Here is a 24,751-nt window from a genome sequence, read left to right on the forward strand (position 1 = left end):
CTGAGCCTCGACGGGTGTCGGCGTTCACCGCGTCTCTCCGGTCCGCTCGCCACCAACTGCCGGTGGCAGCATTTCCAGGTGGGCGTATACCAGCTCGTCGATGAGCCGGTCCACCTGCGCGGGCGACAGGAGCACGGTCTGCGTCGCGCCGTAACGGGTCGCGTCGAGCTTCACGGCCAGGTCCCGGCGGGCGAACCGGTCCACGATCAGTTGGACGGTGACCCAACCGGTCCGCTCCCGTCCAATGGTGGAGAGAAGCCCGCGGTGCATCGGGTCGTTCGGTCCACAACCTCGACACCAGACCGGGCACACGACCGGAGCGATCGACGGCTGCGGTGGGCCCGCTGGGGTTGCAGGACCCTCACTCATGGCCGGCCCCCTGCTGCCCGGTGGCCTGTGCCAGCGATTCGCGAAGTTGCTCGACCAGTTGGGCCGCCTGCGGCAAGGACAACTCCGCCCAGGCGTTCCCGGCCCGGCACGTCACGTGAACACCGACCATGGGAACGCCCAGGGACTCACTGCTGATGAGGTACGTGACGACGAGCCCGCCCGCCCGACTGTCGCCGGCCCGCTGCATTGTGCCGCGATGACGACGGGCCATATGGGTCATCACCGGCGGCACCAGGTAGCCGCAGCGATCCGGGGCGCACCAGTCCGGGTGGCTCGTGACGGGGGCCGGCTTGTTCGTACGACTCATCGCGGCCACCGCCCGCCGTTACCTCGGAAGAGCTGGGCCCGCGTCATCAAGGGTGCGTACCGAAGCGCAGGCAATTCACGGGTGGCGCCCGTCGACCACCGAGGCGAGGAGGTCGTAGAAGCCGCGCGTGGACTCGACTGAATGTTGCTGTTGGCGCCCCGGGCAGATGGGCGCCTCCGAGACCACCAGGACGAGAGCCAATGGTGCCGACGATGAGAGCCTGACATCACACCTCCACAGGTAGGCGGGGACCGGTGGCCAGCCACGGGGGAATGCGGCAGGCCACCGGCCCGGATGAAGGCACGGCGCACCGTCCGACGCCGGACGGGTCGGGTATCGCCGAGCCATCTTGTACGCGCGGCTACCGCAACCGGTCCGACAGGACGCCGCGCATCAGCTGCGACCAAGACGGGCGCGAGGCCACCCCTGACACGAACCGTCATCCCAACCGCACACCAGGAAACGTATCTACAAGTGGACAAGTTGTCTAGACGTCGAATCGGGTCACTTGATTGGCACTTGGTAAGACAAGTGCCAGGTACGGTGAGCAGGTGCCCACCCCGCACTACGGACAGCCCCGCTACCGCATGATCGCGAACGAGCTGCGGGAACGCATCGAGAGTGGCGCTATCCCGCCGGGCACCCTCTTACCGGCCGAGAGCACCCTCACCGCCGAATTCCGAGCAGCCCGCGGCACGATTCGTCAAGCCATAGCGGTACTACGCGAGGCAGGCTTGGTGGCCACCGAACAGGGCCGCGGCACCTACGCACACCTCCGCCGACAGGAGGGCAGGCCGGACAAGAGCCCTCACCCAGAAACACGACAGCGCCAAGTCGCCGCCGACCCGGAGCTTGCAGCCCTTTTCGCCGTTGAGGTGGGTACGACACTGATTGAACAAGAGCTCGTCACCCGAACGAATGGGGCCGTCGGAAAGGTCGTCAGAACCTATCGGCTATTCCGGGCAAAGCGGTCAGAGTAAGGCGTAATACTCTGTGCACACTTTCAGCACACCTTTTCTAGGGCACCCTGAACGGGCCGCACGTACCACCACTTGGGCGCGCGCTGGCCGCTGTCGCTCGGCCACCGTCACACCTGATGCCCGCCGACTAGCGCGGAGCGCAGGGAAGCCTGGAGGGCCGCCCCAGACCGACAGACCGTTGATCGATGGCGTGGTGACCCGGCCGCCGGTCGGCCCGATGATGCCCTCTGCGGGATAGCAGCCTGCGCGGCCGCTGGTGTGCCTCGGCCTCTTGGCCATGCCGAGCCGTTCGGTCGCCTGCTTGCCTCGTACGGCAAGATTGGCTGATGACCAGTGCTCAACCTGTCGCGGTGGTGACCGAAGGGCCCGTTGGACGCGCCTCGTCACGAGTTCCAACCGGTGGAGCGGGCGGTCACATCAAGTCCCGAGAACGGGTTCGTGACCTCGGTGAGGTGTACACCCAGCCGCGCGAAGTCCAGGCGATGCTCGACCTCATCCCTGAAGCGTTCGCTGGGATCGACAGCCGGTTCCTGGAGCCTGCGTGCGGCAACGGAAACTTCCTGGCCGCGATCCTGGAGCGAAAAATCGCGATCATCACCGAAACAGCACACGGCGGCACCGACTACTGGTACGAGTTCGCGCTATTGCGGTGCCTCGTGTCGATCTATGCCATCGACATCAACCAGCAGAACGTGCATGAGGCGCGCCATCGGATGCGCGAGGTCATCGACACGGTGGTCACTAATCGGCAGATTGAGCCAACCGTAGGGTTCGGCGGCGCAGTGACGGCAATCTTGGCCAGCAACATCGTGCTCGGCGACTTCCTGAACACTGCTGCGGACATCATCTTCATTGAGTACAAGCCCCTTGACGGCGAGAGGTTCGCCCGAATCCCGTCGCCCCTGGAGGCTCCCGACATGGACCTTTTCTATGTGCCGCCGGAACCCTTAGCCACGGTGCACTACTCCCAGCTGGGGGTACAAAAAGCATGAGCACGACCAGATTGGCCGCCGGATCACTGCCGGTGCACATTCCAGACGTGCTGGAGACCCTCGCGCAGCTGCCTAACGACGAGGTCTTCACGCCGCCAAAGCTGGCAGGCGCCATGCTGGACATCCTCCCTTCCGAGGTGTGGACGAGACCCGACTTCCGCTGGCTGGATCCCGCAACGAAGTCCGGCGTCTTTCTTCGCGAGGCAGCTAAGCGTCTCATGATCGGGCTTGCCGAGTGGGAGCCCAACCCCGCGAACCGACGGCAGCACATTCTCCGGAAAATGCTCTATGGAGCCGCGATTACCCAGATGTCCGGGGACATCGCGCGCCGGTCGGTGTATCAAACGAGAGACGCCACGGGGGCAGGCTTGAAGGATGAATCGATGCGCGGTCTCCTCGTGCCGTTCGGAGATCCGGATGGAAACATCAGCTATGTTCCAACCGAACACACTCTGGATCGCAATGGTCGACACTGCGTAATATGCCACGCGCCAGCCGCTCTCGTCCGCGAGCGTCGCGAGCACTATGCATACTCGTTCATTCATAACGCGTACCCCGTCAAGGAGATGACAGGCGTGAGGTTCGACGTGATTGTTGGCAACCCTCCGTACCAGATCGGCGCGGAAGGCACTACGCGAACGATGCCGATCTACCAGCACTTCGTCCGCAAAGCCATTGGGCTGAAACCGAAGTACGTCTTGATGATCACGCCGTCTCGCTGGTTCACCGGGGGCCTTGGTCTCGACGAGTACCGAGATGAGATGATCAAGGATCGTCGTCTCGTTAAACTGGTGGACAATCCCAAATTGTTCGACGTTTTCCCTCAGGTCGAAATCAAGGGCGGCGTCTCCTACTTTCTGTGGGATCGCGACCACGACGACGATTGTGAGTTCTCTACCCGCATCGACGGCCGGATCATTTCTACCGCCATCCGGGACCTACGCGAAGGCCACGGCGTGGTGATCCGAGACAACAAGGCCTCTGCACTCGTCCACAAGATCCTTGAGCAATCAGGAGGCTCGGTCGAGAGCTGGTTCTGGCCACGCCTCGCATTTTCGCAGGAGTGGCGCACCAACTACCGTGGCGAGAATGAACAGCCCTTCGAGGGCAGTGTCCCGCTGATCCACAATAGCGGTGTGGGTTACGTCCACCCAGAGAGTTTCGAGCGCAACTTTGACCTCGTCTCAAAGTGGAAGGTTTTGCTGCCCAAGGCCGGCGATGGGCATGGGCGCGAGGTCTCCTATGTCATCGGCGAGCCCCTAGCTGTCGCGCCAGGGTCCGCTTGTACCGAGTCCTATTTCGTGACTGGCGCGTTCGACACGAAGGATGAGTGCGAGAACTACGCGTTCTACCTATCTACAAAGTTTGCAAGATTCTTGGTTCTTCAGCGCAAGGCGACGCAGGACATCACTTCCGAGCGCTTCAGGTTCGTCCCTTCACTTCCGATGACTCAGCGTTGGACCGATGCTGATCTCTACAGCTATTTCGATCTAGCCCCCGACGAGATCCAATACATCGAGTCGAGCCTCCACCCGCGGGAGCCCGTCCTCTCGCTGAATTCAGCTATCCCTGCCTCGCACCTGCCGGGAGGTCACAAGTATCGGGCGAGTGGCTCCGCCAACGGGTTAGATGATGACGAGGCAGAGGGCGAGTGACGAACTACATTTACGCCTACACGCACACGGGCAACGCGAAGCCGTGGCGGCGAGCGACCGGCCAGTCGGGTAAGTTCTGGATCAAGGTTGGCCAGACAACGCGTCAGGGCGTCGACCGGGTCCGGCAGCAGGTGGGCACCGCTTTCCCCGGTCTCCTCGGAGTCGACATCTTGTTTCACTCCGAACCTGCGACCCGACCTGATGGCACAACTTTCAGTGACCACGACGTTCACCGAGTGCTGGGCGCCGCGGGGGTCGTAAACGCTGGCGGCGAGTGGTTCGAGGCGACCTTGGACGAGGTCCGTGGCGCCGTCGTCTCGTTGCAGCGCGGTGTCGCGTTTAGCCCGACCCGGATCCAAACCTTCCCCATGCGCGATGAGCAACGGGCCGCCGTGTGGCAGACCGCAGCGTACCTTCGTGCGCATGCGGCTGACCGGCCGAAGTTCCTGTGGAACGCCAAGATGCGGTTTGGGAAAACCTTCACGACCTACCAACTCGCCCGCGAGATGGGTTGGCAGCGTGTGCTGGTACTCACCTACAAGCCGGCAGTGCGCAGCGCGTGGCGCGATGACCTGCTCAGCCACATCGACTTTGCGGGCTGGAGGTTCATCGACAACTCAACCCCGACCAGAGATGCAGACGTCATCCTGGACAGCGATGCGCCGGTGGTGTGGTTCGCCTCATTCCAGGACGCCACCGGCCGCGACCCACAGGGCCGACCGAAGCCCCGTAACGAGACGCTGTATCTGGTGAAGTGGGACTGCATCGTAATTGACGAGTTCCACTTCGGTGCGGCGACCATGACCGCGCGGGATCTGTACGACCCGCAGGACTCCGACGATGTAGCCCGGGCCCGGCAGGTGGCGCAGGCGCTCGATCAAGAGAGTGACACTACCGCCGACGTACTAGTGGAGCCAGATGCCGCGCTTTCTACGAGGTTCCATCTGCATCTGTCTGGCACCCCGTTTAAAGCGATCACCAACGGCGACTACGACGAGGATGCGATCTTCAACTGGACATACATCGACGAACAACGGGCTAAGCGCTCCTGGGATTACAGGCGCGGCTCCAATCCATACAACCTGCTGCCACAGATGCAGATGTACACGTACGCGATTGGTGATGTTGCAGGAGGGTGGGCGTCCGACGATGAGTTCGACGGATTCGACCTCAATACTTATTTCGCAGCCAAGAAGCGCGACAACGGCTATGTGTTCGACGACCCCGACCGCGTCGCGTCGTTCCTTGACCTAATCCGCGGCAAGAAGCAGCTCCCAGAGGGGATCATAGACGGCAGAAGGGCTGCGAAGTTCCCTTACGAGTCCGCTCATTTCAGCGAGGCGGTGCGGCATTCGATTTGGTACCTGAACGATGTTGCCGCCTGTGAGGCGATGGCCGCTTTGCTACGCCGTGACCACTTCTTCTCTTCCTTTGAAATCTACGTCGCCGCAGGGGCGAGGGCGGGAATTGGCGCCGATGCCCTGCCGCCGTTGCAGAGGGCCATCATCCGCGCCGACCAAGAGGGTAAGAGCGGTTCGATCACCTTGTCGTGCGGCAAGCTGATGACCGGGGTCACGGTGCCCGAGTGGACCTCAATCTTCATGCTCCGCTCGCTGAGGGCGCCCGAGTCCTACTTCCAAGCCGCGTTCCGCGTGCAGTCACCATGGAAAGCTGACGGCCGGATCAGGAAGCACACTGCCTACGTCTTCGAGTTCGACCCCAACCGTGCACTGAGCCTGGTTGCGCTCTACGGCACCGAGATCGCCAACAACTCGCCGGACCGAGACGTCACCCAGCGTGATGTGCTTGGCGAACTGATTAATTTCCTGCCGATCTTCGCGATCGACGGGGGGCACATGGAAGCCCTCGACGTCGATGCGATTCTCGATTGGGCCCACGGCGGCATCAGCGCCAACTCTTTGGCCCGGAAGTGGCGCTCGGTCGATCTCTACGACCTTAACGGCGTCACAATGGGCCGTCTGCTAGAAGACGAAGAGCTGCTGGCCGAGCTGGAACAGATCGAGGACTTCCGCACGATCCGCGAAGAGGCCGAAAAGGTCGTCACTAACACCGATAAGCTCAAGCAGGTCAAACGCGAGGGCGGCTCCAGGGCAGAGGAGCGCAATCCAAAGAGCGAGATCGCCCAACACCGCAAGAACATTCGCGAGAAGCTCAAGAAGGTTAGTGCCAAGGTACTCATCTTTATGTACCTCACCGACTTCCGCGAGGAGCGTCTCATGCACGTCATCGAATCGCTCGACACAGACCTCTTCCTCCGTTCCACGGGGCTTAGCCTCAGCGGCTTCCGAAAGCTCGCCGAGGTTGGCGTGTTCAATGTCAGCCAGATGAACGACGCCATCCAGAAATTCCGCTACTTCGAGAAGAAGAGCATCGAGCAACTCGTGCAATCCGAACAGACGGGAAGTTTATTGCCATCCCCCCGGACCGACGTCCACATACGTGACCCGCACCCCGCTTGACGGCCGGATGCTGATGGTGGTCCAGGCCGACGAGTAAAGTAGCTGGGCGTGCGCATTCTCGAGTGCGCGTGGCGTGCTTTGCCTGCACGACCCGGCCGCTTCACTCTGCTGCCGATTTATTCTGTTCTGGATCAAGGCGCCGCGCTCCGCACGGCGCGGGCGGTGAGCCGGCCGGCGGCAAGCCGCCCCGGCCGCCTCCGGCGCCGGGGCGGGGAGCCACCGACTGCCGCCGGACCGCCGCCCCGAACTCCACTGATCCAGACGCAGCACGACCAAGGCCAGGCGGCACGGAAGCCGGCAGGTCGACCTGATCGAGGGCGAGGGCTTCCGACTGCCGCGCCAGTCCAACCCCGGGACTGGCTTGCCCACGGGCTACCTACGCAGCCAGCTATGCCCGCGGCAGCCTCAGCCGGTGCTCCAGGTGCGATCACGCCGGGCTGGCCACTCCCCGGAGGACGGGCGTTCGCAGCCCTCAGAGGAGCCCTCAGGGGCAAGATCGACCTGCCCACCATCTGCCCACAACCAGTCGTCAACCGCTGGACTCAGCCAGACCCGGCCAGACCAACGACAACGGCCCCCGATCAGCATCTCTGCTGGTCAGGGGCCGTGTCCGCACCTGGTGGCGGGTAGAGGATTCGAACCTCTGAAGCTTTCGCGACGGATTTACAGTCCGCTCCCATTGGCCGCTCGGGCAACCCGCCAGGGCACCCCACCGCGTCGCAACGCGGCGGCGGAAGCAAGAATAGCGGCTCCCCCCGGCACCGACGCAACCGGGTACCGTCAGGGGGTCGTGCCGCTGGTCGGCGGCCGACGGCAGGCCCAGACCGCCGGACAGCAGGAGCAGAAACATGGCAGCGAACCCGTCGTTCGACATCGTGAGCAAGGTTGACCGTCAGGAGGTCGACAACGCCCTTCGGCAGGCGGAGAAGGAGCTTGCGACGCGGTTCGACTTCCGCGGCACCGGCGCTGAGATCTCCTGGTCGGGCGAGGAGGCGATCGGTCTTCAGGCGGAGACCGAGGAGCGTGTCCGCGCCGCGCTGGACGTGTTCAAGGAGAAGCTCGTCAAGCGGAACATCTCGCTGAAGTCGCTGGATGCTGGGGAGCCGCGCCCGTCGGGCAAGATCTTCAAGATCGACTGCAAGGTGATCCAGGGCATTGAGGCGGACAAGGCCAAGGCCATCAGCAAGAAGATCCGCGACGAGGGTCCCAAGGGCGTGCAGGCGCAGATCCAGGGCGACCAACTGCGGGTGACCGGCAAGAAGCGCGACGACCTGCAGGCCGTCATCTCGCTGTTGAAGGGCGAGGATTTCGGCGTGGCCCTTCAGTTCAACAACTACCGCTGACGGCTGTCCACGGCGAGCCGACCTGGGGACGCAGCGCATCCGGGTGAGATCGACTCGGGTTCCTGAAAGTCGGGGCATCCAAGCGACTGGGTCACCGCGACATTCAGAAACCTGAGTCGATCAAGCACGATCCGACCACAGCACGGGCCGACCGAGACGCCCGCTAGGTACGCACGTGGTCAGGCGGGGACGGGCTGTTCGGTGCGTACCGCTGTGGTTTCCGCGCGGGCGATGGGCCCGGCGGGCAGTGCGGCGACCACGGCACCGACGGCGACCGCCGCCCCGGCGAACAGGAACGCCCAGCGGACGCCGCCGGCGTGGTCCACGATCACGCCGGCCACCGAGCCGCCGGCCGCGCTGGACGCCACCGCGACGGTGACCACCCAGGTGTACGCCTCGTTCAGCATGCCGGTCGGGGCGATCCGGCCGACCAGGGTGTTCTCCAGGGTCAGCGCGGGCGCGATGGTGGCCCCGCCGGCGACCAGGGCGACACCCAACGCCAGTGGGGTGGGCATCACCGCGAACACGGCGAAGGTGGCGGCCAGCGCGGCGAGCAGGAAGGCGAACTGCCGGGTCATGTTCGGTGCTGGCCGGCGGACGCCGAACCAGAGCCCACCGAGGGCGCTGCCGATCCCCCAGACCGCGAGGAGCACACCGGCGAGGCTCTCCGGGTCGTCGGTGGCGTGGTCGCTCGCGAACGCCGGCACGATCACCCCGGCAGCCCCGAACGCGATGCCCAGGCCGGCCACGCAGATCAGCAGGGCCGGAAAGCCGGGGACCCGCAGCGGTCCGAGCCCGCGGGCGTGGTGTTCGCGCGGGTGCGGGCGCCAGCCGCGCATGACCCGGCCGAGGGCCACGGCGGTCGTGCCGAACAGGGTGACCACCGCCGCACCGATCAGCGCGGCTGACGCGTCGGCGACGAGGACGAAGCCGGCGACGAGCAGTGGGCCGAGGACGAAGACGATCTCGAAGAGGGTGGTCTCGGCGGCCATTGCCGTGTTGCGGAGGTGGGAACGCCCGGAGTTGGGGCTGGTCAGGTCGTTCCAGGCGCCTCGAATGGCGGCGGTGAGTGGCGGGTAGGTGGCGCCGGCCACGCCTGCGGCGAGGTAGATGACGGGGAGAGCGTCGTCGCCGGAGCGGCTGGCCAGCAGCAACCCGATGAGCGCCAGCGGGTGGGCGACGGCGGTGAGCAGCAGGACGGGGGTGGGGCCGACCCGGTCGGCGACCCGTCCGGCTATCGGGCTGAGCGCGGCACCGGCGAGCGCGTAGATCCCGCCCGCGATGGCGGCCAGCGAGTAGCGGCCGGTCACCTGTTCGACCACCAGGAGCAGCGCCAGGGGGGTCATGCCGATTCCGAGCCGCCCGATGATGCCGGTGACCAGCAGCATGGGCGCCCCGGGGATCCGCCAGACACCCAGGTACTGACGCAGCGCGGTCACCGTGAACCTCCCGAGGGTGTAATGAGCGTGAGCCGTTATGACCCTAACGCCACCGCCGGGCGGGTAGACAACGGAAATACAGCAGTCCGCCCGTACCCGGCGTGGCCGGGTACGGGCGGAGGCGGTCGATCAGCGGGTCAGCGCTGGAACTGGACCGGCCCCGAGTTGCGGGCCATCTGCTCCAGCCGGGCCACGCGGTCCTCCATCTTCGGGTGCGTGGAGAAGAGCGCGGCCATGCCGCCACCCCGGAACGGGTTGGCGATCATGAGGTGGGCGGTGCTGGTGAGCTGGCCCTGGGCCGGCAACGGCCGGCGTCGGGCCACCGCGTCGATCTTGCGCAGCGCGCTGGCCAGGGCCAGCGGGTCGCGGCTCAACTCGGCGCCCGAGGCGTCCGCCTGGAACTCGCGGCTCCGGCTGATCGCCAGTTGGATCACCGTGGCGGCGATCGGGCCCAGGATCAGAGTGAGCAGCAACACAGCCGGGTTCGGGCGGTCCTCGTCGTCACCGCCGCCCAGCGGGATGAAGAAGGCGAGGTTCGCCAGCAGGGTGATGATGCTGGCCAGGCCGGCCGCCACGCTGGAGATCAGGATGTCCCGGTTGTAGACGTGGGACAGCTCGTGCCCGATCACACCGCGCAGTTCGCGGTAGTCGAGGATCTCGGTGATGCCCTGGGTCACGCAGACGGCCGCGTGCTGCGGGTTACGACCGGTGGCGAAAGCGTTGGGCTGCGCGGTCGGGCTGACGTAGAGGCGCGGCATCGGCTGCCGGGCGTCGGCGGCCAACTCCCGGACCATCCGGTACAGCTCGGGGAACTGCGCCTCGGTGACCGGTTGCGCCCCCATCGAGCGCAGCGCGAGCTTGTCGGAGTAGAAGTAGGAAACGCCGTTCATGACCAGCGACACGAGGACGGCGATGACCAGGCCGCCGCTGCCGCCGAACCAGTAGCCCACCGCCAGGATCAGGGCGCTGAGCAGGCCAAGCAGCGCTGCGGTCTTCAGACGGTTGTGGTGCACGATGTCTCCTTCGGTGCACGGATCGCCGGGATCCGCTGACCGGTGTAACAACCCGGTACCCACCAACCATCCGTTACAACGCTGAGAGTTCACTGAGACCGAAGTCGCAGGTCAGGTCAACGGCCGGCCAGGTCGAGCACCAGTTGCGGGGCGACACCCAGCACCACGGCGGCCACCGTCGCCACCGCCAGCACCACCGCCACCACACCCACCACGGGTACGGCCGCAGCGCCCCCGACGTTCGGGGCGGCGAGGGGCGTCGGTGCCCACAGCGCGGCGGTCACCCGCAGGTAGTAGGCGAGGCCGATCACGGCGTTCAGCGCCACCCCCAACGCCAGCCACGCCGCGCCACCGTCCAGCAGCGCCCGGACCACTGTCACCTTCGCGAACAGGCCGGCCAGCCCCGGCGGCAGACCGGCCAGACCCACCAGCGCGAGACCGAACGCCGCAGCCCGCCACGGATGCCGGCGGGCCGCGCCGCGCAGGTCGTCCACCGTGCCGCCGTCCGCGCCCGCCGGCCGCAGGGCCGTCAACCCGGCGAAGGCGGCAAGCTCCACCACCACGAAGAAGACGGCGTACGCCACGGCGGCCGCGTACGCGGCGGACCGCGCCTCGTCAGTGCGCCCGGCGGCCAACGCCAACGCTCCCAGCGGGGCGAGGATGTAGCCGGCCTGCGCGACTGACGACCAGGCGAGCAGCCGGACGGTCCGCCGCTGACGCAGCGCCACCAGGTTGCCCACGGTCATGGTGAGCACCGCGAGCACCGCGAGCACCGGGCCGGTCTGGTCGGCGGGCAACGCCCGCTGCACCACGGCGAGGAGGGCGATCAGGCCGCCCAGCTTCGACGCGGTGGACAGGTACGCGGCCACCGGCAGCGGCGCGCCGTCGTAGGTGGCCGGCGCCCAGGCGTGGAACGGGACCGCCGCCACCTTGAACGCCAACCCGACCAACAGCACCGCCACCGCGGTGCTGGTCAACGGCAGGTCCCGCAGCTCAGGCTGCTCGGCGAGCAAACCGCCGAGCCGGTCCAGGTGCAGCCCGCCGGTCACCGCGTACAGCAGCGCCGCGCCGAGCAGGGTCAGCGTCGTCGCCACCACGCTGACCACGAAGAAGGTCAACGCCGCCTCGGCGCTGGCGAGGCTCCCCCGACGCAGGCCGACCAGCACGTACAGCGGCAGGGTCAACGTCTCCAGGGCGACGATCAGCGTGATCAGGTCACCGGCCGCGCCGAGCACCACGCCGCCGGTCATCGAGCAGGCCAGCAGGAAGGCGTACTCCCCGACCGGTGACCGCCCGGCCCGCAGCGCGGGCACCGACAGCCCGAGCACACCCAGCGTCAGCAGTGCGACCACCGCGCCGACCAGTGCCGCGCGACCGCCGAAGATCCATGAGCAGTCGGCGCCCACGCAGAACGTGCGCCGCTCGGCACCCGCCCCGACCAGCGCGGAAGCGACGGCGGTGCCGAGCGCGCCGAGCGCTGCCACCGCGATGGTGGCCCGTGGCCGCGCCACGAGCAGGTCGGTGATGAGGACGAGCACGGCCGTGCCGGCGGCCAGGTAGGCCGGGAGCAGCGCGACGCTGTCCACGCTCTGCACGACGTTCATGGCTTGACCACCCCGATGAGAGCGTCGACCGGGGCCTCGGCGACACCGAGGACCAGTGTCGGCGCCAGCCCGATGGCCAACGCGAGCAGCACCAGTGGCACCCAGGCGGTCAACTCCGCCCCGGCCAGGCCGGCGCCGACCTGCCCGACGGCGGGGCTCGGTCGGTTGTGGGTGACCTGGCGCAGCAACCGCAGGAAGTACGCGGCGGTGAGTGCCCCACCGACCGCCGCCAGCACCCCGAGGGTGGTCCAGAGCGGGCCGCCCACCTGCAGTGCGGCGACCACCGCGAACGCCTCACCCCAGAAGCCGGCCAACCCGGGCAGGCCCAGCGACGCGATCGCCGCGAACGCGAGCAGACCCGCCAACCGGGGCGCGGTCTCCCGCAGCCCGGACAGCTCCGCGAGCGCACCCGTGCCGGTACGGTCCTTCACCGCCCCGGCCAGGAAGAACAGCAGGCCGGTGATCACGCCGTGCGCGACGTTGCCGATCAACGCCGCCTGGATGCCGGTGGCGGTCAGCGTGGCGACGCCGAGCAGTACGAAACCCATGTGCCCCACGCTGGAATACGCGATGAGCCGCTTCACGTCCGACTGGGCCAGGCAGACCAGCGAACCGATCAGGATCGCGGCGACGGCCAGCACGCCGAGCACCGGCGCCGCCCAACGGGCACCCTCCGGCGCCACCCCGACCGCGACCCGGATCAGACCGTACGTGCCCATCTTGAGCAGCACACCGGCCAACACGACACTGCCCACAGTGGGTGCCTGGGTGTGCGCGTCGGGCAGCCAGGAGTGCAGCGGCCACAGCGGGCTCTTCACCGCGAAAGCCAACGCCAACAGCGTGAACGCGGCCAACTGGGTGCCCCTGGACAGCCCTGCCCCACCGGTCAGCGTCACCAGGTCGGCGGTGCCGGCGGCGGCGACCACGACGTACACGCCGACCAGCAGCAGCACCGACCCGAACAGTGTGTAGAGGGCGAACTTCCGGGCGGCCCGACGCCGGTCCGCGCCACCCCAGCCAGCGATGATCGCGTACATCGGCAGCAGGACGACCTCGAAGAAGAGGAAGAACAGCACCAGGTCCAGGGCGAGGAAGGTGCCCAGGATGCCCACCTCGACCACCAGCAGCAGCGCGACCAACGCCCGGCCGCTGCCGCCGCCGGGCACCCGCCACATCGTGTACGCGCAGCAGAGCAGCGTGAGCAGCGCCGTCAACACCACCAGCGGCCAGGAGATGCCGTCGACGCCGAGGTGGAAGCGCAACTCCAGACCGGGCACCCACGGCAGATCCAGTTGGTGCCACGGGCGCACCGCCGGAGCGCCAGCCGACCAGGCGACCCAACCTCGACCGCCGAACACCAGCGGCACCGCCGCCAGCAGGGTCAACGCCGCTGCGACCGTGCCGACCAGGCGGGCTGCCCGGTCCCGGGGCGTTGCCGCCACCGCGACCGCGCCCAGCGCCGGCAGCGCCAGCACCGCGACCAGCAACCCCTGCCCGACACTCATCGGGTTCCTCCAATGACCGCGGCGGCCAGGCCGATCAACAGCGCGCCGGCCAGCACACCGGCGGCGGCTCGGGGCAGCGCCGCTCGGTGCAGCGCCGCCAGCCCCGCGCCCAGACCCGACGCGGCTCGGCCACTGCCCTCGACAGCACCGTCCACCAGCACCTCGTCACCGGTGCGCACGACACGGGCCAGTGCGCGCACGGGGCGTACGACAAGGGTGTGCTGGACGTCGTCGAGCCGGAACGCGCTGGCGAAGACCGGCCGCAGCGGACCCAGCGCGGCGGCCGGGTCGGCGGCCCGGTCACGACGCCAGCCCAACGTCACCAGCCCGGCGCCGAGCAGCAGGAACGCGAGCGGCAGCAGCACCCCCGAACCCAGGTGGACCAGGCCGTCCTCGGAACCCGCCACCGGGACGGTGGGGAACCGCAGGCGGTTGGCGAACGCCCCGACGAACCCGGCCAGACCGAGCAGCGCGGCCGGCACGGCCAGCAGCACCACCGGCCAGCGCAGCACCGCCGGCGGGTCGTGCGGCCGAACCAGGGGCAGGCGCGCATCGCCGAAGAAGGCGCGCAGCAGCAGCCGGCCGGCGTACCAGGCGGTGACGGCCACGCCGACCAGCCCGGCGACCCAGACGATCCAGCCCACCCAGGACGGCGCCGGGCCGGTGCCCTCCAACGCCGCCGACTCGGCGACCGTCAGTACGCCGTCCTTGCTCCAGAAACCGGCCAACGGCGGCACTCCGGCCAGCGCACCCAGGCCCACCACAGTGCACCAGAACGTCACCGGCATGCTGCGCCGCAGCCCGCCCATCTCCGACATCAGGGTGGTGCCGACGGCGTGGATCACGACGCCGGCGGCGAGGAACAGCAGCGCCTTGAAGGCGGCATGGGTGAGCAGGTGGAACAACGCGGCCGACGGTGAGCCGACCGCCAGCGCCCCGGTCATGTAGCCCAACTGGGACACTGTCGACCAGGCCAGCACGCGTTTGATGTCGTCCTGGGCGGTGGCGGCGAGCGCGCCGAGCAGCAGCGTGATCGCGCCGAGCACCCCCAGCACTGTCAGCGTCACCGGCGCTGCCGTGAACAGCGGGTAGAGCCGGGCCACCGCGTACACCCCGGCGGCGACCATCGTCGCGGCGTGGATCAGCGCGGAGATCGGGGTCGGACCGGCCATCGCGTCCGGCAGCCAGGTGTGCAGCGGGAACTGCGCGCTCTTGCCGGCCACACCGGCGAGCAGCAGCAGGCCCGCGGCGGTCAACGCCGCGCCGGAGTGGTCGTGGGCGAGCACGTCGGCGATCCGGAAGCTGCCCGTCGACACACCCAGCAGCGCGATGCCGAGCAGGAACCCGACGTCACCCACCCGGGTCACCAGGAACGCCTTCATGGCGGCGGCGGGCGCGCCGGCCAGTCGGCGGTCGTGGGCGATGAGCAGGTACGAGCAGAGGCCCATCACCTCCCAGCCGACCAACAACATGATCAGGTCGCCGGCGACCACCACCAGCAACATGGCACCGGTGAAGAGGCTGATCTGGGCGGCGTAGGGCGGATAGCGGTGATCGACGTCGACATCGTCGTGCGGGCCGCGCCGCAGGTAGCCGATCGAGTAGACCTGCACGGCCAGGGCGACAGCGGTGACCGCCACCGCGACCAGCGCGGCGGCGCCGTCCAGCCGTACGCCGAGAGTCACCGCCAGCCCGCCGAAGTCGACCCAGGTGGCCGACGTCTCCGTCGGCCGGTCGACGGTGAGCAGCAGCGCGACGGCCAGCGCCAACGCGCCGGCCGCACCGGTCACGCCGAGCGTCACGGCCGCCGCCCGGGCCCGGTCGCCCCCGGTCGCGTTCTCGCGCCGGGAGGCGGCGGGGAGCAACAGGCCGAGCAGCCCGGCGACCAGCGGTACGGCGGGCAGCAGCGCCCCGAGCAGCCCGCTCACCGGCCCGCCTCCGAATCCAGGACGGCCGGCTCGCGCCCGCCGACCGCCGGCGACGGCTCGGTCAACGGCACGTCATCCACGGCGACGGTCGCGCGTAGCCGGTAGAGCTGAAGGACGATCGCCAGCCCCACCCCGATCTCCGCGGCGGCGAGGACGATGACGAACAGGGCGAAGACCTGCCCCGAGTGCGGGAGCACGGCGCGGGCGGTGGTGTCCGCGGTGACCAGGATCAGGTTGACCGCGTTGAGCATCAACTCGACGGACATCAGCACCAGCACCGCGTTGCGGCGACGCAGCACGCCGTACACGCCGAGGCCGAACAGCAGCGCGGCGGTGACGTACGGGATGACCGGCCTCACCGGCGCCCCCCGGGCTCGCTGTCGACCAGGTCGGCTGCCCGGCCGTCGCCGGGCGGGCCGGCGCGGCCGATGTCCGGCCGGGACAGCACGATCGCGCCCACCAGGGCGGAGAGCAGCAGCACCGAGAGCACCTCGAACGGCAACACCCAGGACTGGAAGATCTGCTCACCCAGCCGCTCGGCGGTGCCGGCGGGCGGCAGCGTGACGGTGCTCCAGCGGTACGCGTCGACCAGCAGGACGGTCAGCCCCAGCCCGGCGCCGCCACCGATCAGCGCGGCCGGCCAGCCGGGCCGGTCCAGGTCGTCGGAGGCGCCGATCGGAGCCCGGGTCAGCATCACCGCGAACAGCAGCAGGACCACCACCGCGCCCACATAGATCAGCACCTGCACCCAGGCCACCAACTCGGCGCTGAGCACCAGGAAGTCACCGGCCAACGCGCCCAGGCACACCACCAGGTAGAGCCCGGCCCGGACGAGGTGTTTCGTGGTCACCACCAGCACGCCGGCGCCGACCGCCACCGCACCGAGGGCGAGCAGCAGCACATCCGCGCCGGTCACCGGGCCGCCCCTGCAGCTCGGGCGGTCACGACGCCGGGTCCTGGTCGGCGTCGGGGCGTACCGCTGGCGGAGCGGGACGTGCGGCGGCGGCCTTGCGCGCGGCGGAGGTCTCCTCCTTGGCCGGCTCGCCGTTCGGGTCGTGCGCGGGCGGCGGCGGGACGGTGGCCATCCACTGACCGAGGTGGTCCTTGTCGTGCAGCAGGTCCTTGATGTCGTACTCGGCGTACTCGAACTCCGGCGACCAGTAGAGCGCGTCGAACGGGCAGACCTCGATGCAGATGCCGCAGTACATGCAGAGCGAGAAGTCGATGTCGAACTTGTCGAGCACGTTGCGCTGGCGGGGGCGGGCGGCGCCGGGCACCGCCACCTCCTCCTTGTGCGAGTCGATGTAGATGCACCAGTCCGGACACTCGCGGGCGCAGAGCATGCAGACCGTGCAGTTCTCCTCGGACAACGCGATCACACCGCGCGAGCGCGGCGGCAGGTCGGGAGCGGTGTCCGGGTACTGCTGGGTGGTCGAACGGCTGGTCATCGTCTTGAGGGTGACCGCCAGCCCCTTCACCAGGCCCGCGCCGGGAAGGCCGCGTTCGCTGGTGTCACCACGCTCGCTGGGGTCGCTCATGTCGACCATCCTGCCCTGTGGCCCCGGCGCGCGCGACCACCACCCACAGGTCCACGAACGGAGGGCTCACCCGAGGAGCACGGTCAGCTGCGGATCAACCGGATCACGCCCCGGGTCCGCCGACGGCTGCCGGTGGGAGCATCTCGACACCGAGTTGTTGCAGCAGTTGGAACAGCTCGTTGCAGCTCCACACCTCGACGATCCGGCCCGCCGGGTCGAAGCGCAGGAACGTCGCCCCCGAGTAGCTGACCACCTGCCCGGTCGGCGGCACCGGCCCGAACTGCCCGACGTGGGTGCCGGCGGCCCGCCAGTGCACGGCCACCCGCTCACCGGCCGCGACCACGTCGACGATCTTGTAGCGCAGGTCGGGGAAGGCCGCGCGGCGCTCGCGATGCCAGGCCAACGTCGCCTCCGGGCCGGTGCCGCCCAGCCCCGGGCATTCCTCGGCCACCAACTCGTACGCCGACTCCTCTCGGCGGGCGTTCCACACATCGGTGATGAACCGCCGGGCCGCCGCCTCCACATCCGTCATGCCGGCGAGGGTATCCGGGCTCACCGCGTCGATCGGTCGGAGATCGGTAAGGATGGGGTGCAGGGCAGCAACACGACCGGGAGGCTGACGTGGGCGAGGAAAAAGGCGGCAAGTACGTCGAGCCGGGCGGCGAATTCACCCGCGACCAGCGGTACATCGCCACCCGGATCACCGAGGACGGGCGCGACGGATACCCGGTCGAGCCGGGCCGGTACCGGCTGGCGGTCAGCCGGGCCTGCCCGTGGGCCAACCGGCTGATCATCGTGCGGCGGTTGCTCGGCCTGGAGGACGCCATCTCGATGGCGGTCGCCGGCCCGACCCACGACGCCCGGAGCTGGACCTTTGACCTCGACCCGGACGGGCGGGACCCGGTGCTCGGCATCGAGCGCATCCAGGAGGCGTACTTCAAGCGCTTCCCCGGCTACGAGCGCGGCATCACCGTGCCGGCGATCGTGGACGTGCCGACCGGGCAGGTGGTGACCAACGACTACGCGCAGATGAGCCTGGACCTGTCCACGCAGTGGGGGGCGTACCACCGCGAGGGTGCCCCGCAGCTCTACCCCGAGCACCTGCGGGAGCAGATCGACGAGGTCAACGCCGTGGTGTTCCGGGACGTCAACAACGGCGTCTACCGGTGTGGGTTCGCCGGCAGCCAGGAGGCGTACGACAAGGCGTACCACCAGCTCTTCGACCGGCTGGACTGGCTCACCGAGCGGTTGACCGACCAGCGTTACCTGGTCGGCGACACCATCACCGAAGCCGACGTGCGGCTGTTCACCACGCTGGTCCGCTTCGACCCGGTCTACCACGGCCACTTCAAGTGCAACCGGCAGAAGCTGAGTGAGATGCCGGTGCTGTGGGCGTACGCCCGGGACCTGTTCCAGACCCCCGGGTTCGGCGACACCATCGACTTCGACCACATCAAGCGGCACTACTACGAGGTGCACCGCGACATCAACCCGACCGGCATCGTTCCGCTCGGCCCCGACCTGTCCAACTGGCTCACCCCGCACGGCCGGGAAACGCTCGGTGGCCGCCCCTTCGGCGACGGCACCCCGCCACCACCCCCGGCCGAGCCGGTGGACCCCGCGCACACCCCGCTGCGCTGAGCGGCCCACCTCTCACCGGCTCGTCGCTCGTCGCCCCGGCTCGTCGCTCGCCGCCCGGCTCGTCGCTCGTCGCCCCGGCTCGTCGTCAAGATCCGCGCAACATCAGGGATGTTGGTGTCTCCCGCCTGCCGGAGGCAGCAACATCGGGGAAGTTGCGCGGATCTTCGGCGGTCGGGGGTCGGGCGTGGGGCGTGGGGTCGTCAGGCGTGGGACGTGAGGGCGGCCGGGCTCGCCAGTCTTGGGCCTGGGCGGGGAGTGGGCTAAGGACGCTTTCGAGCTGAATCGTTTGTGACATCGGGCGGTATCTCGGCCGCCGCAGCCGCAGCCGCAGCCGCAGCCGCAGCCGCAGCCGCAGCCGCAGCGAACGATTCGTCTACGACATCAGCTCGAAAGCGGCTCTCGGGACCACCTCAGAGCGCCGCGTCGAGCGATCCGGCCCGACTCGGGCAGGATGATCGCGCTCGATCATGATGTAGTGGTTGTCCGCGCCGACCGACACCACTGCAACCAGGATCGAGCGCGATCACCCGGCGCGCGAGGGCCGGGCAGTGCCGCGCGGAGACCAGGCACTGCCGCGCTAGGTCAGAGGGCGATGCGGACGGCCGCGGTGAGGACCAGCTGAGCCAGGGACGCGGGGACCAGCACCAGCCAGCAGAGGCGTTGCAGCTGGTCCTCGCGGAGCCGGGGGTAGGACACCCGGAGCCAGATGATCACGAAAGAGACCGCGAAGATCTTGAGTAGCGTCCACAGCCAGCCGAGCTGGTCATCAGCGAACGGGCCCTGCCAACCGCCCAGGAACAGCACAGTGGTCAGCGCGGCGATCACCACGATGCCGACGTACTCGGCGAGCAGGAAGAACGCGAACCGCAGACCGGTGTACTCGGTCATGTAGCCGAATACCAGCTCCGAGTCGGCCACCGGCATGTCGAACGGCGGCCGACGGATCTCGGCCAGCCCGGCGACGAAGAAAATGATCATCGCGGGTGCCTGCCAGAGCAGCCACCACGGCTGCCAGGCCTCGACGATTCCCGACAGGCTGAGCGTGCCGGCGGCCATCGCCACCGACGCGGCGGCCAGCACCAGCGGCAGCTCGTAACCGAGCAACTGGGCCGCCCCGCGCAGGCCGCCGAGCAGGCTGTACTTGTTGGCCGACGCCCACGCCGACATCAGCACCGCCACCACACCGACGCCGACCACCGCCAGCACGAAGAAGAGGCCGATGTCCAACGGTTGCCCGACCAGGTCGTCCGGGCCGAGCGGAATGACCAGCAGCACGAGCAGGTAGGGCACCAGGGCCACCGCCGGCGCCAGCCGGAACACCGCCCGGTCCGCCTCGCGCGGCGTGATGTCCTCCTTCTGCACGAACTTGACCCCGTCGGCCACGAGCTGCGCCCAACCGTGGAAGCCGCCCGCGTACATCGGGCCGAGCCGGCCCTGCATGTGCGCCATCACCTTGTGCTCGGCCTGGCCGACGAGCAACGGCAGGGTGAGGAACGCGACCACCACGCCGCCGATCCGGAGCACCAACTCCACCCAGAGCGGCATCAGGGCGTACCCCCGTCGTGGTCGCTGCGGTCGGCGGGAGCCGGGGCGTCGGCGGTGCCGGCAGGCCGGGGAGTACGCGCCGGACGGGCCCCCGGGGCGGGCCGGGCCGGACGCTCACCGGCCGGTCTGGCCGGGGTGCCGCCACGCGGGCCCTCCCCCACACCACCGGCGCCAGCCGGGGTGGGCGTGGGCCCCCACTCGCCCGGAGCGGGAACGCCCGGCGGACGGATCGGTCGGCGTCCTCCGCCGGCCTCGGACTCGCCCGGCTCCTTCGCACCCGGCCACGGTTTCGCCACCCGGGAAGCGAGCACGAACTCCTTACGCAGCGGATGCCCCTCGAACTCCGGGGGCAACAGCAGCGGCAGCAACTCCCCGTGGCCGGCGAAGTCGATGCCGAACATCTCGTGCGTCTCCCGCTCGTGCCAGGCGGCACCGGGGTAGACGTCGACCACCGAGTCGACGGTGGGTGCGTCGCGCGGCACCCGGGTACGCAGCAGCACCCCGTGGCGCAGTCGGCTCGACCAGAGGTGCGCCACCACGTCGAAGCCGTCGGCCAACTCGTCGACGGCGGAGAGCCAGTCGAAGAAGTCGCAGGCCAGCTCGGTGTCGTCACGGGCGGCGGACACCGCGGCCAGCCAGCTCGCCGGAGGTACGTCGACGGTGGCCCGGGCGAACCGTTGCCCGCCGGAGACCGACGGGGTCACCGCGACCGGCGCGAGCAGCGCGACCAGTCGAGCGCCGACCTCTTCGGGAGTCATGCCGCTGATCCTAGTGCCGGCCGGGCCCGCACCTGCCCGCCGCCGACGCCAGCCGATCTCGCGGCTTTGGACGCGGTGCACGTCCCGGCGGGGAAAGATGAGGGCGTGCGCGCTGTGACGGTGAGACCCGGGGTCGCCAACTCGCTGAGCCTCGTCGAGGATCAGCCGGAACCGCCTGCCGAGGAGGGCGCTGTCCTCGTGGAGGCGCTGGCGGTGGGGATCTGCGGCACCGACCACGAGATCATCGCCGGGGAGTACGGCGATGCGCCGCCGGGCGCGGACCGCCTGATCATCGGGCACGAGTCACTGGGACGGGTGATCGAGGACCCGAGCGGAACCGTGCAACCCGGCGACCTGGTGGCCGGGATCGTCCGGCATCCCGACCCGGTGCCCTGCCCGAACTGCGCGGTCGGCGAGTGGGACATGTGTCGCAACGGCCAGTACACCGAGCACGGCATCAAGGCGCTACCCGGGTTCGCCCGCGACAGGTGGCGGATCGAACCCCAGTTCGCGGTCAAGCTCGACCCGGCGCTGGCCCAGGTCGGGGTGCTGCTGGAGCCGACAAGTGTGGTGGCGAAGGCGTGGGACCACATCGAGCGGATCGGGCACCGGGCCGAGTGGCAGCCGCAGACCGTCCTGGTCACCGGGGCCGGGCCGATCGGGTTGCTGGCCGCGTTGCTCGGCACCCAACGTGGGCTCGCCGTGCACGTGCTGGACCGGGCCACCGATGGGCCGAAGCCGGAGCTGGTCGCCGGGCTCGGCGCCACCTACCACGCGGTGCCGGTCAACGACCTGCCCTTCGAACCGGACGTGGTGATCGAGTGCACCGGCGCGCCCACAGTGGTGCTCGACGTCATGTGCAAGGCGGGCCCGACCGGGATCGTCTGCCTGGCCGGGGTGTCCAGCGGTGGTCGGATCATCGACTTCGACGCCGGGGCGCTCAACCGGTCCCTGGTGCTGGAGAACAACGTGGTGTTCGGCTCGGTGAACGCGAACCGGCGGCACTGGAACATGGCCGCGCAGGCGCTCGCCCGCGCCGACCAGGTCTGGCTCGAGTCACTGATCACCAGGCGGGTGCCGGTGAACCGGTACGCCGACGCGTACACCCCCGGGCCGGACGACATCAAGGTGGTGCTGGAGTTCGCCTCCTGAGCGACGCCGCGCCCGATCAGATGCCCGGCAGGCGCCCGTTGCGGAACAGGTCGACGAAGAGCTGGTGGTCCTGGCGGGCACGCACCCCGTACGCGTGCGCGAAGTCCACCAGGTGGTCGACGAAGCCCGCCTCGTCGGCGTCCACCGCCGCGACGATGGCCTCCTCGGTGGAGTAGTCCACCAGGTCGTGGCTGGACTCGTCGTCGGCCACCGAGTGCATCCGGGCCACCGCCCGACCCAGGTCGACGAGCACCCCGGTCAGTTCCTCCGGCTCGTTCACGTCCGACCAGTCCAGGTCGGCGGCGTACGGGGAGACCTCGGCGACGAGCTGACCGGCCCCGTTCAGCTCGGTGAAGCCCAACCACGGGTCGGCGTGCGCCTGCAACGCCCGCTGCGACTCGGCGGTCCGGTGCCCCTGGTGCTGGAAGTAGCCGCGGACCGACTCGTCGGTGACGTACCGCGCCACGGCCGGGACCTGCGCCTGCTTCATGTAGATGACGACGTCGTTCTCCAGCGCCTGGGTGTGCCCCTCCAGCAGCAGGTTGTACGACGGCAGCCCGGCCGAGCCGATGCCCACCCCCTTGCGCAGCACCACGTCCTTGATCCGGGCCGCCACCGGGCGGAGCTGCGTCGAGGCGGCCGGCAAGGTGCCCAAATAGTCGTGGAAGGCGGCGCTGACCAGGTCCCGGGTGGCGGCGTCGATCTCGAAGACCCCGTCGCCAATGGAGAAGCGTCGCTCGTAGTTGTCGATGGTGGTCTGCGCGGCGAGCAGGTCGACGCGGGTGTTGAGCCGGGCCCGCTGCAGCACCCGGCGCAGCACCCCGTCGGCGTTGTCCAGCGTGATCGAACCGATCGCGTCGTCACCGCCGGCGGCGATGGCCCGCAGCTCGGTCAGGTACGACCTGGCGAAGCCGGCCACCAACTCCCCGATCGCGGTGTCGGAGAGCGCCTTGCCGTAGCCGAGCAGCGCCACGCTGGCCGCCAGCCGGCGCAGGTCCCAGGTGAACGGCCCGACGTACGCCTCGTCGAAGTCGTTGACGTTGAACACCAGCTGCCCGGAGGCGTTCATGTAGGTGCCGAAGTTCTCCGCGTGCAGGTCACCGTGGATCCACACCCGGCTGGTCCGCTCGTCGAGATACCTGTCATCGGCGAAGTCGCCGAGCTGGTCGGCGTAGAACAGCGCGGCGCTGCCCCGGTAGAACGCGAACGGCGAAGCCGCCATCTTGCGGAACTTGCGGCGGAAGGCGGCCGGGTCGATCGCCATCGACGCGCCGAACTCCTCGGTGAGCACGTCGACGATGTGGGCGGAGCGCTGGTCAGCTGAGCTGCTCATACTGCGCAGGCTAGTGCGGCGGGTCCATAACGGGGTGGCGAACGACCCGGCCATCGATGATGCTGTCTGGGTCACGGAGCGGGGGCCCGGATTCCACGGTTACGTCCGTCGATCGTGTCGTCGCCACGGGCGGCGGCAGGTCCCCTCGCCGGGCGTCGACCTTGGAGGACCAGATACATGTACCGAAAAACGGGGACCCTGCTCACCGCCGCACTGCTCGGCCTGACCGCGACGATCGGCTGGGCCGTACCGGCCACGGCCGCACCGGCCGCGGCGGATGCGCCCACCTTCTCGCTGAGCCGGCTGGTGCTCGAACCGACCGAACGCGGCTACCGGGGCAGCCTTCGGGTGACGATCACCAACAACAGCGACAGCACCCAGGGCTTCTACTTCCAGATCCGGGAGGCGGTGGCGGGCTCATTCTCCGGGGGTGCGGAGTCACGCTGCGAATCCGACGGCGTGGAGGAAGGGCTGTTGGTCCGCACCTGCGCCCTGCCGCGTGGCAACGACCTTGCCCCGGGTGAGTCCCGCCGGGCAACTGTCGAATTCCAGGTGCTGACCACCCCCCGGAGCTACCCGATGATCGCGGCGGGCGGCCTGGTCACCGCCTACTCGTACGAAACCGGATCGCTGGGCACCGTTCCGTTCAGCGCGCAGTTCCGCTCCCTCGACGGCAAGCTCGCCCGCCCGCAGACGTACGTGCAGGACACCCAGGCGAACGCGTCCGTCCAGGTGATCGGGCCGGTGACCGACGGCCCCGAGAACACCCGGCGGGTGCCGCTCCGGGTCCGGTACGCCGGTGACGCCCGGCAGCTCGCCAACTCACTCACCGCCGCACAGCTGCCCGCCGGGTCGATGATCCTGTTCACCGAGCCTTTCGATGGCCCGGTGTATGGCTCCCAGGCTTTCGTGCCGGGCGGGCTGCTGATGCAGGGTGAGGAGCGAGACGTGGCGCTGTTCATCAGCCGGCCGACCGACCCGGCGGACGAGTCGACCCCGATCACCGTGGCGCTGGCCACCCACTACTGGAACGAGACGGTGCCAGACGTCGACCCGAGCGACAACACCGTGACGTTCAACCTGGCCGTGGCGGCCAGCTGACCTGACGGTGCGGCGGTCGGCCGCCGCTCGGACCAGTTCCGGGTGGC

22 protein-coding genes and 1 tRNA gene are annotated in these 24,751 nt (G+C 69.0%); 8 read left to right on the forward strand and 15 right to left on the reverse strand.

Annotated features, from left to right (window positions below):
- Window positions 1-24: 24 nt before the first annotated feature.
- Both KBX26_RS04065 and KBX26_RS32105 read right to left on the reverse strand, forming a co-directional pair.
- Window positions 25-270, reverse strand: a complete 246-nt coding sequence (locus KBX26_RS04065; protein ID WP_247680187.1) for a precorrin-4 C11-methyltransferase — start codon at window positions 268-270, stop codon at window positions 25-27.
- 91 nt (window positions 271-361) lie between these two features.
- The gene (locus KBX26_RS32105; RefSeq protein WP_247680188.1) at window positions 362-697 is read right to left on the reverse strand and encodes a hypothetical protein; all 336 of its coding nucleotides are present in this window, start codon (window positions 695-697) and stop codon (window positions 362-364) included.
- A 587-nt stretch (window positions 698-1,284) separates the two neighbouring features.
- On the opposite strand from KBX26_RS32105, the gene KBX26_RS33120 reads away from it, so the two are divergent.
- The 4 genes from KBX26_RS33120 to KBX26_RS04090 all read left to right on the forward strand — a co-directional run bounded on the left by KBX26_RS33120 (window position 1,285) and on the right by KBX26_RS04090 (window position 6,804).
- On the forward strand, window positions 1,285-1,677 hold the full coding sequence (locus KBX26_RS33120; RefSeq protein WP_374224217.1) for a GntR family transcriptional regulator: 393 nt from the start codon (window positions 1,285-1,287) through the stop codon (window positions 1,675-1,677).
- A 326-nt stretch (window positions 1,678-2,003) separates the two neighbouring features.
- The gene (locus KBX26_RS04080; RefSeq protein ID WP_210787578.1) at window positions 2,004-2,669 is read left to right on the forward strand and encodes a hypothetical protein; all 666 of its coding nucleotides are present in this window, start codon (window positions 2,004-2,006) and stop codon (window positions 2,667-2,669) included.
- Entirely contained in the window at window positions 2,666-4,324 is a 1,659-nt protein-coding gene (locus tag KBX26_RS04085) for an Eco57I restriction-modification methylase domain-containing protein (protein WP_210864761.1), read from the forward strand. Before KBX26_RS04080 ends, KBX26_RS04085 begins: the two co-directional genes overlap by 4 nt.
- Window positions 4,321-6,804, forward strand: coding sequence for a GIY-YIG nuclease family protein (locus KBX26_RS04090; RefSeq protein ID WP_210864762.1), 2,484 nt, complete (start codon window positions 4,321-4,323; stop codon window positions 6,802-6,804). Before KBX26_RS04085 ends, KBX26_RS04090 begins: the two co-directional genes overlap by 4 nt.
- A 617-nt stretch (window positions 6,805-7,421) precedes the next feature.
- Here the strand turns inward: KBX26_RS04090 and KBX26_RS04095 are convergent.
- Window positions 7,422-7,505 (reverse strand) — tRNA-Tyr (locus tag KBX26_RS04095).
- Window positions 7,506-7,652: 147 nt separating this feature from the next.
- On the opposite strand from KBX26_RS04095, the gene KBX26_RS04100 reads away from it, so the two are divergent.
- Entirely contained in the window at window positions 7,653-8,147 is a 495-nt protein-coding gene (locus tag KBX26_RS04100) for a YajQ family cyclic di-GMP-binding protein (protein WP_030329827.1), read from the forward strand.
- A 179-nt stretch (window positions 8,148-8,326) separates the two neighbouring features.
- Here the strand turns inward: KBX26_RS04100 and KBX26_RS04105 are convergent, their stop codons facing one another.
- The 9 genes from KBX26_RS04105 to KBX26_RS04145 all read right to left on the reverse strand — a co-directional run bounded on the left by KBX26_RS04105 (window position 8,327) and on the right by KBX26_RS04145 (window position 17,706).
- Window positions 8,327-9,586, reverse strand: a complete 1,260-nt coding sequence (locus KBX26_RS04105) for an MFS transporter (RefSeq protein ID WP_030329826.1) — start codon at window positions 9,584-9,586, stop codon at window positions 8,327-8,329.
- Window positions 9,587-9,723: 137 nt separating this feature from the next.
- The gene (htpX, locus tag KBX26_RS04110) at window positions 9,724-10,599 is read right to left on the reverse strand and encodes a zinc metalloprotease HtpX (protein ID WP_210864763.1); all 876 of its coding nucleotides are present in this window, start codon (window positions 10,597-10,599) and stop codon (window positions 9,724-9,726) included.
- A gap of 116 nt (window positions 10,600-10,715) precedes the next feature.
- Window positions 10,716-12,203, reverse strand: coding sequence for an NADH-quinone oxidoreductase subunit N (locus tag KBX26_RS04115; protein WP_210864764.1), 1,488 nt, complete (start codon window positions 12,201-12,203; stop codon window positions 10,716-10,718).
- Complete coding sequence (locus tag KBX26_RS04120; RefSeq protein WP_210864765.1) at window positions 12,200-13,708, reverse strand: NuoM family protein; 1,509 nt, start codon at window positions 13,706-13,708, stop codon at window positions 12,200-12,202. The genes KBX26_RS04115 and KBX26_RS04120 overlap by 4 nt, the downstream gene beginning before the upstream one ends.
- Window positions 13,705-15,636, reverse strand: a complete 1,932-nt coding sequence (locus tag KBX26_RS04125; RefSeq protein ID WP_210864766.1) for an NADH-quinone oxidoreductase subunit L — start codon at window positions 15,634-15,636, stop codon at window positions 13,705-13,707. Before KBX26_RS04125 ends, KBX26_RS04120 begins: the two co-directional genes overlap by 4 nt.
- Window positions 15,633-15,995: an NADH-quinone oxidoreductase subunit NuoK gene (gene nuoK / locus KBX26_RS04130; protein WP_210860236.1), complete on the reverse strand. Its 363-nt coding sequence runs from the start codon at window positions 15,993-15,995 to the stop codon at window positions 15,633-15,635. Before nuoK ends, KBX26_RS04125 begins: the two co-directional genes overlap by 4 nt.
- On the reverse strand, window positions 15,992-16,552 hold the full coding sequence (locus KBX26_RS04135; protein ID WP_210860238.1) for an NADH-quinone oxidoreductase subunit J: 561 nt from the start codon (window positions 16,550-16,552) through the stop codon (window positions 15,992-15,994). The genes nuoK and KBX26_RS04135 overlap by 4 nt, the downstream gene beginning before the upstream one ends.
- A 25-nt stretch (window positions 16,553-16,577) precedes the next feature.
- A complete protein-coding gene (locus KBX26_RS04140; protein WP_030329819.1) occupies window positions 16,578-17,174 on the reverse strand; it encodes an NADH-quinone oxidoreductase subunit I in 597 nt (198 codons plus the stop codon).
- A gap of 103 nt (window positions 17,175-17,277) precedes the next feature.
- The gene (locus KBX26_RS04145; protein ID WP_030329818.1) at window positions 17,278-17,706 is read right to left on the reverse strand and encodes an ester cyclase; all 429 of its coding nucleotides are present in this window, start codon (window positions 17,704-17,706) and stop codon (window positions 17,278-17,280) included.
- A gap of 89 nt (window positions 17,707-17,795) precedes the next feature.
- Here KBX26_RS04145 and KBX26_RS04150 point away from each other — a divergent pair, with 89 nt between their 5' ends.
- The gene (locus KBX26_RS04150) at window positions 17,796-18,815 is read left to right on the forward strand and encodes a glutathione S-transferase family protein (protein WP_030329817.1); all 1,020 of its coding nucleotides are present in this window, start codon (window positions 17,796-17,798) and stop codon (window positions 18,813-18,815) included.
- Window positions 18,816-19,397: 582 nt separating this feature from the next.
- Here the strand turns inward: KBX26_RS04150 and KBX26_RS04155 are convergent.
- Both KBX26_RS04155 and KBX26_RS04160 read right to left on the reverse strand, forming a co-directional pair.
- On the reverse strand, window positions 19,398-20,360 hold the full coding sequence (locus KBX26_RS04155) for a complex I subunit 1 family protein (RefSeq protein WP_210861411.1): 963 nt from the start codon (window positions 20,358-20,360) through the stop codon (window positions 19,398-19,400).
- The gene (locus KBX26_RS04160; protein WP_210861408.1) at window positions 20,360-21,118 is read right to left on the reverse strand and encodes an NADH-quinone oxidoreductase subunit C; all 759 of its coding nucleotides are present in this window, start codon (window positions 21,116-21,118) and stop codon (window positions 20,360-20,362) included. The genes KBX26_RS04155 and KBX26_RS04160 overlap by 1 nt, the downstream gene beginning before the upstream one ends.
- A 105-nt stretch (window positions 21,119-21,223) precedes the next feature.
- Here KBX26_RS04160 and KBX26_RS04165 point away from each other — a divergent pair, with 105 nt between their 5' ends.
- Window positions 21,224-22,270, forward strand: a complete 1,047-nt coding sequence (locus tag KBX26_RS04165) for a glucose 1-dehydrogenase (RefSeq protein ID WP_030329814.1) — start codon at window positions 21,224-21,226, stop codon at window positions 22,268-22,270.
- Between the two features lie 16 nt (window positions 22,271-22,286).
- On the opposite strand, the gene KBX26_RS04170 is transcribed toward KBX26_RS04165, so the two are convergent.
- Window positions 22,287-23,603 carry a DUF2252 domain-containing protein gene (locus KBX26_RS04170; RefSeq protein WP_030329813.1) on the reverse strand — a complete coding sequence of 439 codons (1,317 nt, stop codon included), beginning with the start codon at window positions 23,601-23,603 and terminating at the stop codon, window positions 22,287-22,289.
- A gap of 177 nt (window positions 23,604-23,780) precedes the next feature.
- On the opposite strand from KBX26_RS04170, the gene KBX26_RS04175 reads away from it, so the two are divergent.
- Window positions 23,781-24,704, forward strand: coding sequence for a hypothetical protein (locus KBX26_RS04175; RefSeq protein ID WP_210864767.1), 924 nt, complete (start codon window positions 23,781-23,783; stop codon window positions 24,702-24,704).
- Window positions 24,705-24,751: the final 47 nt, after the last annotated feature.

Origin of the sequence: Micromonospora sp. C97 (assembly GCF_018070385.1) — a bacterium.
GTDB classification, from domain to species: Bacteria; Actinomycetota; Actinomycetes; order Mycobacteriales; family Micromonosporaceae; genus Micromonospora; species Micromonospora parva.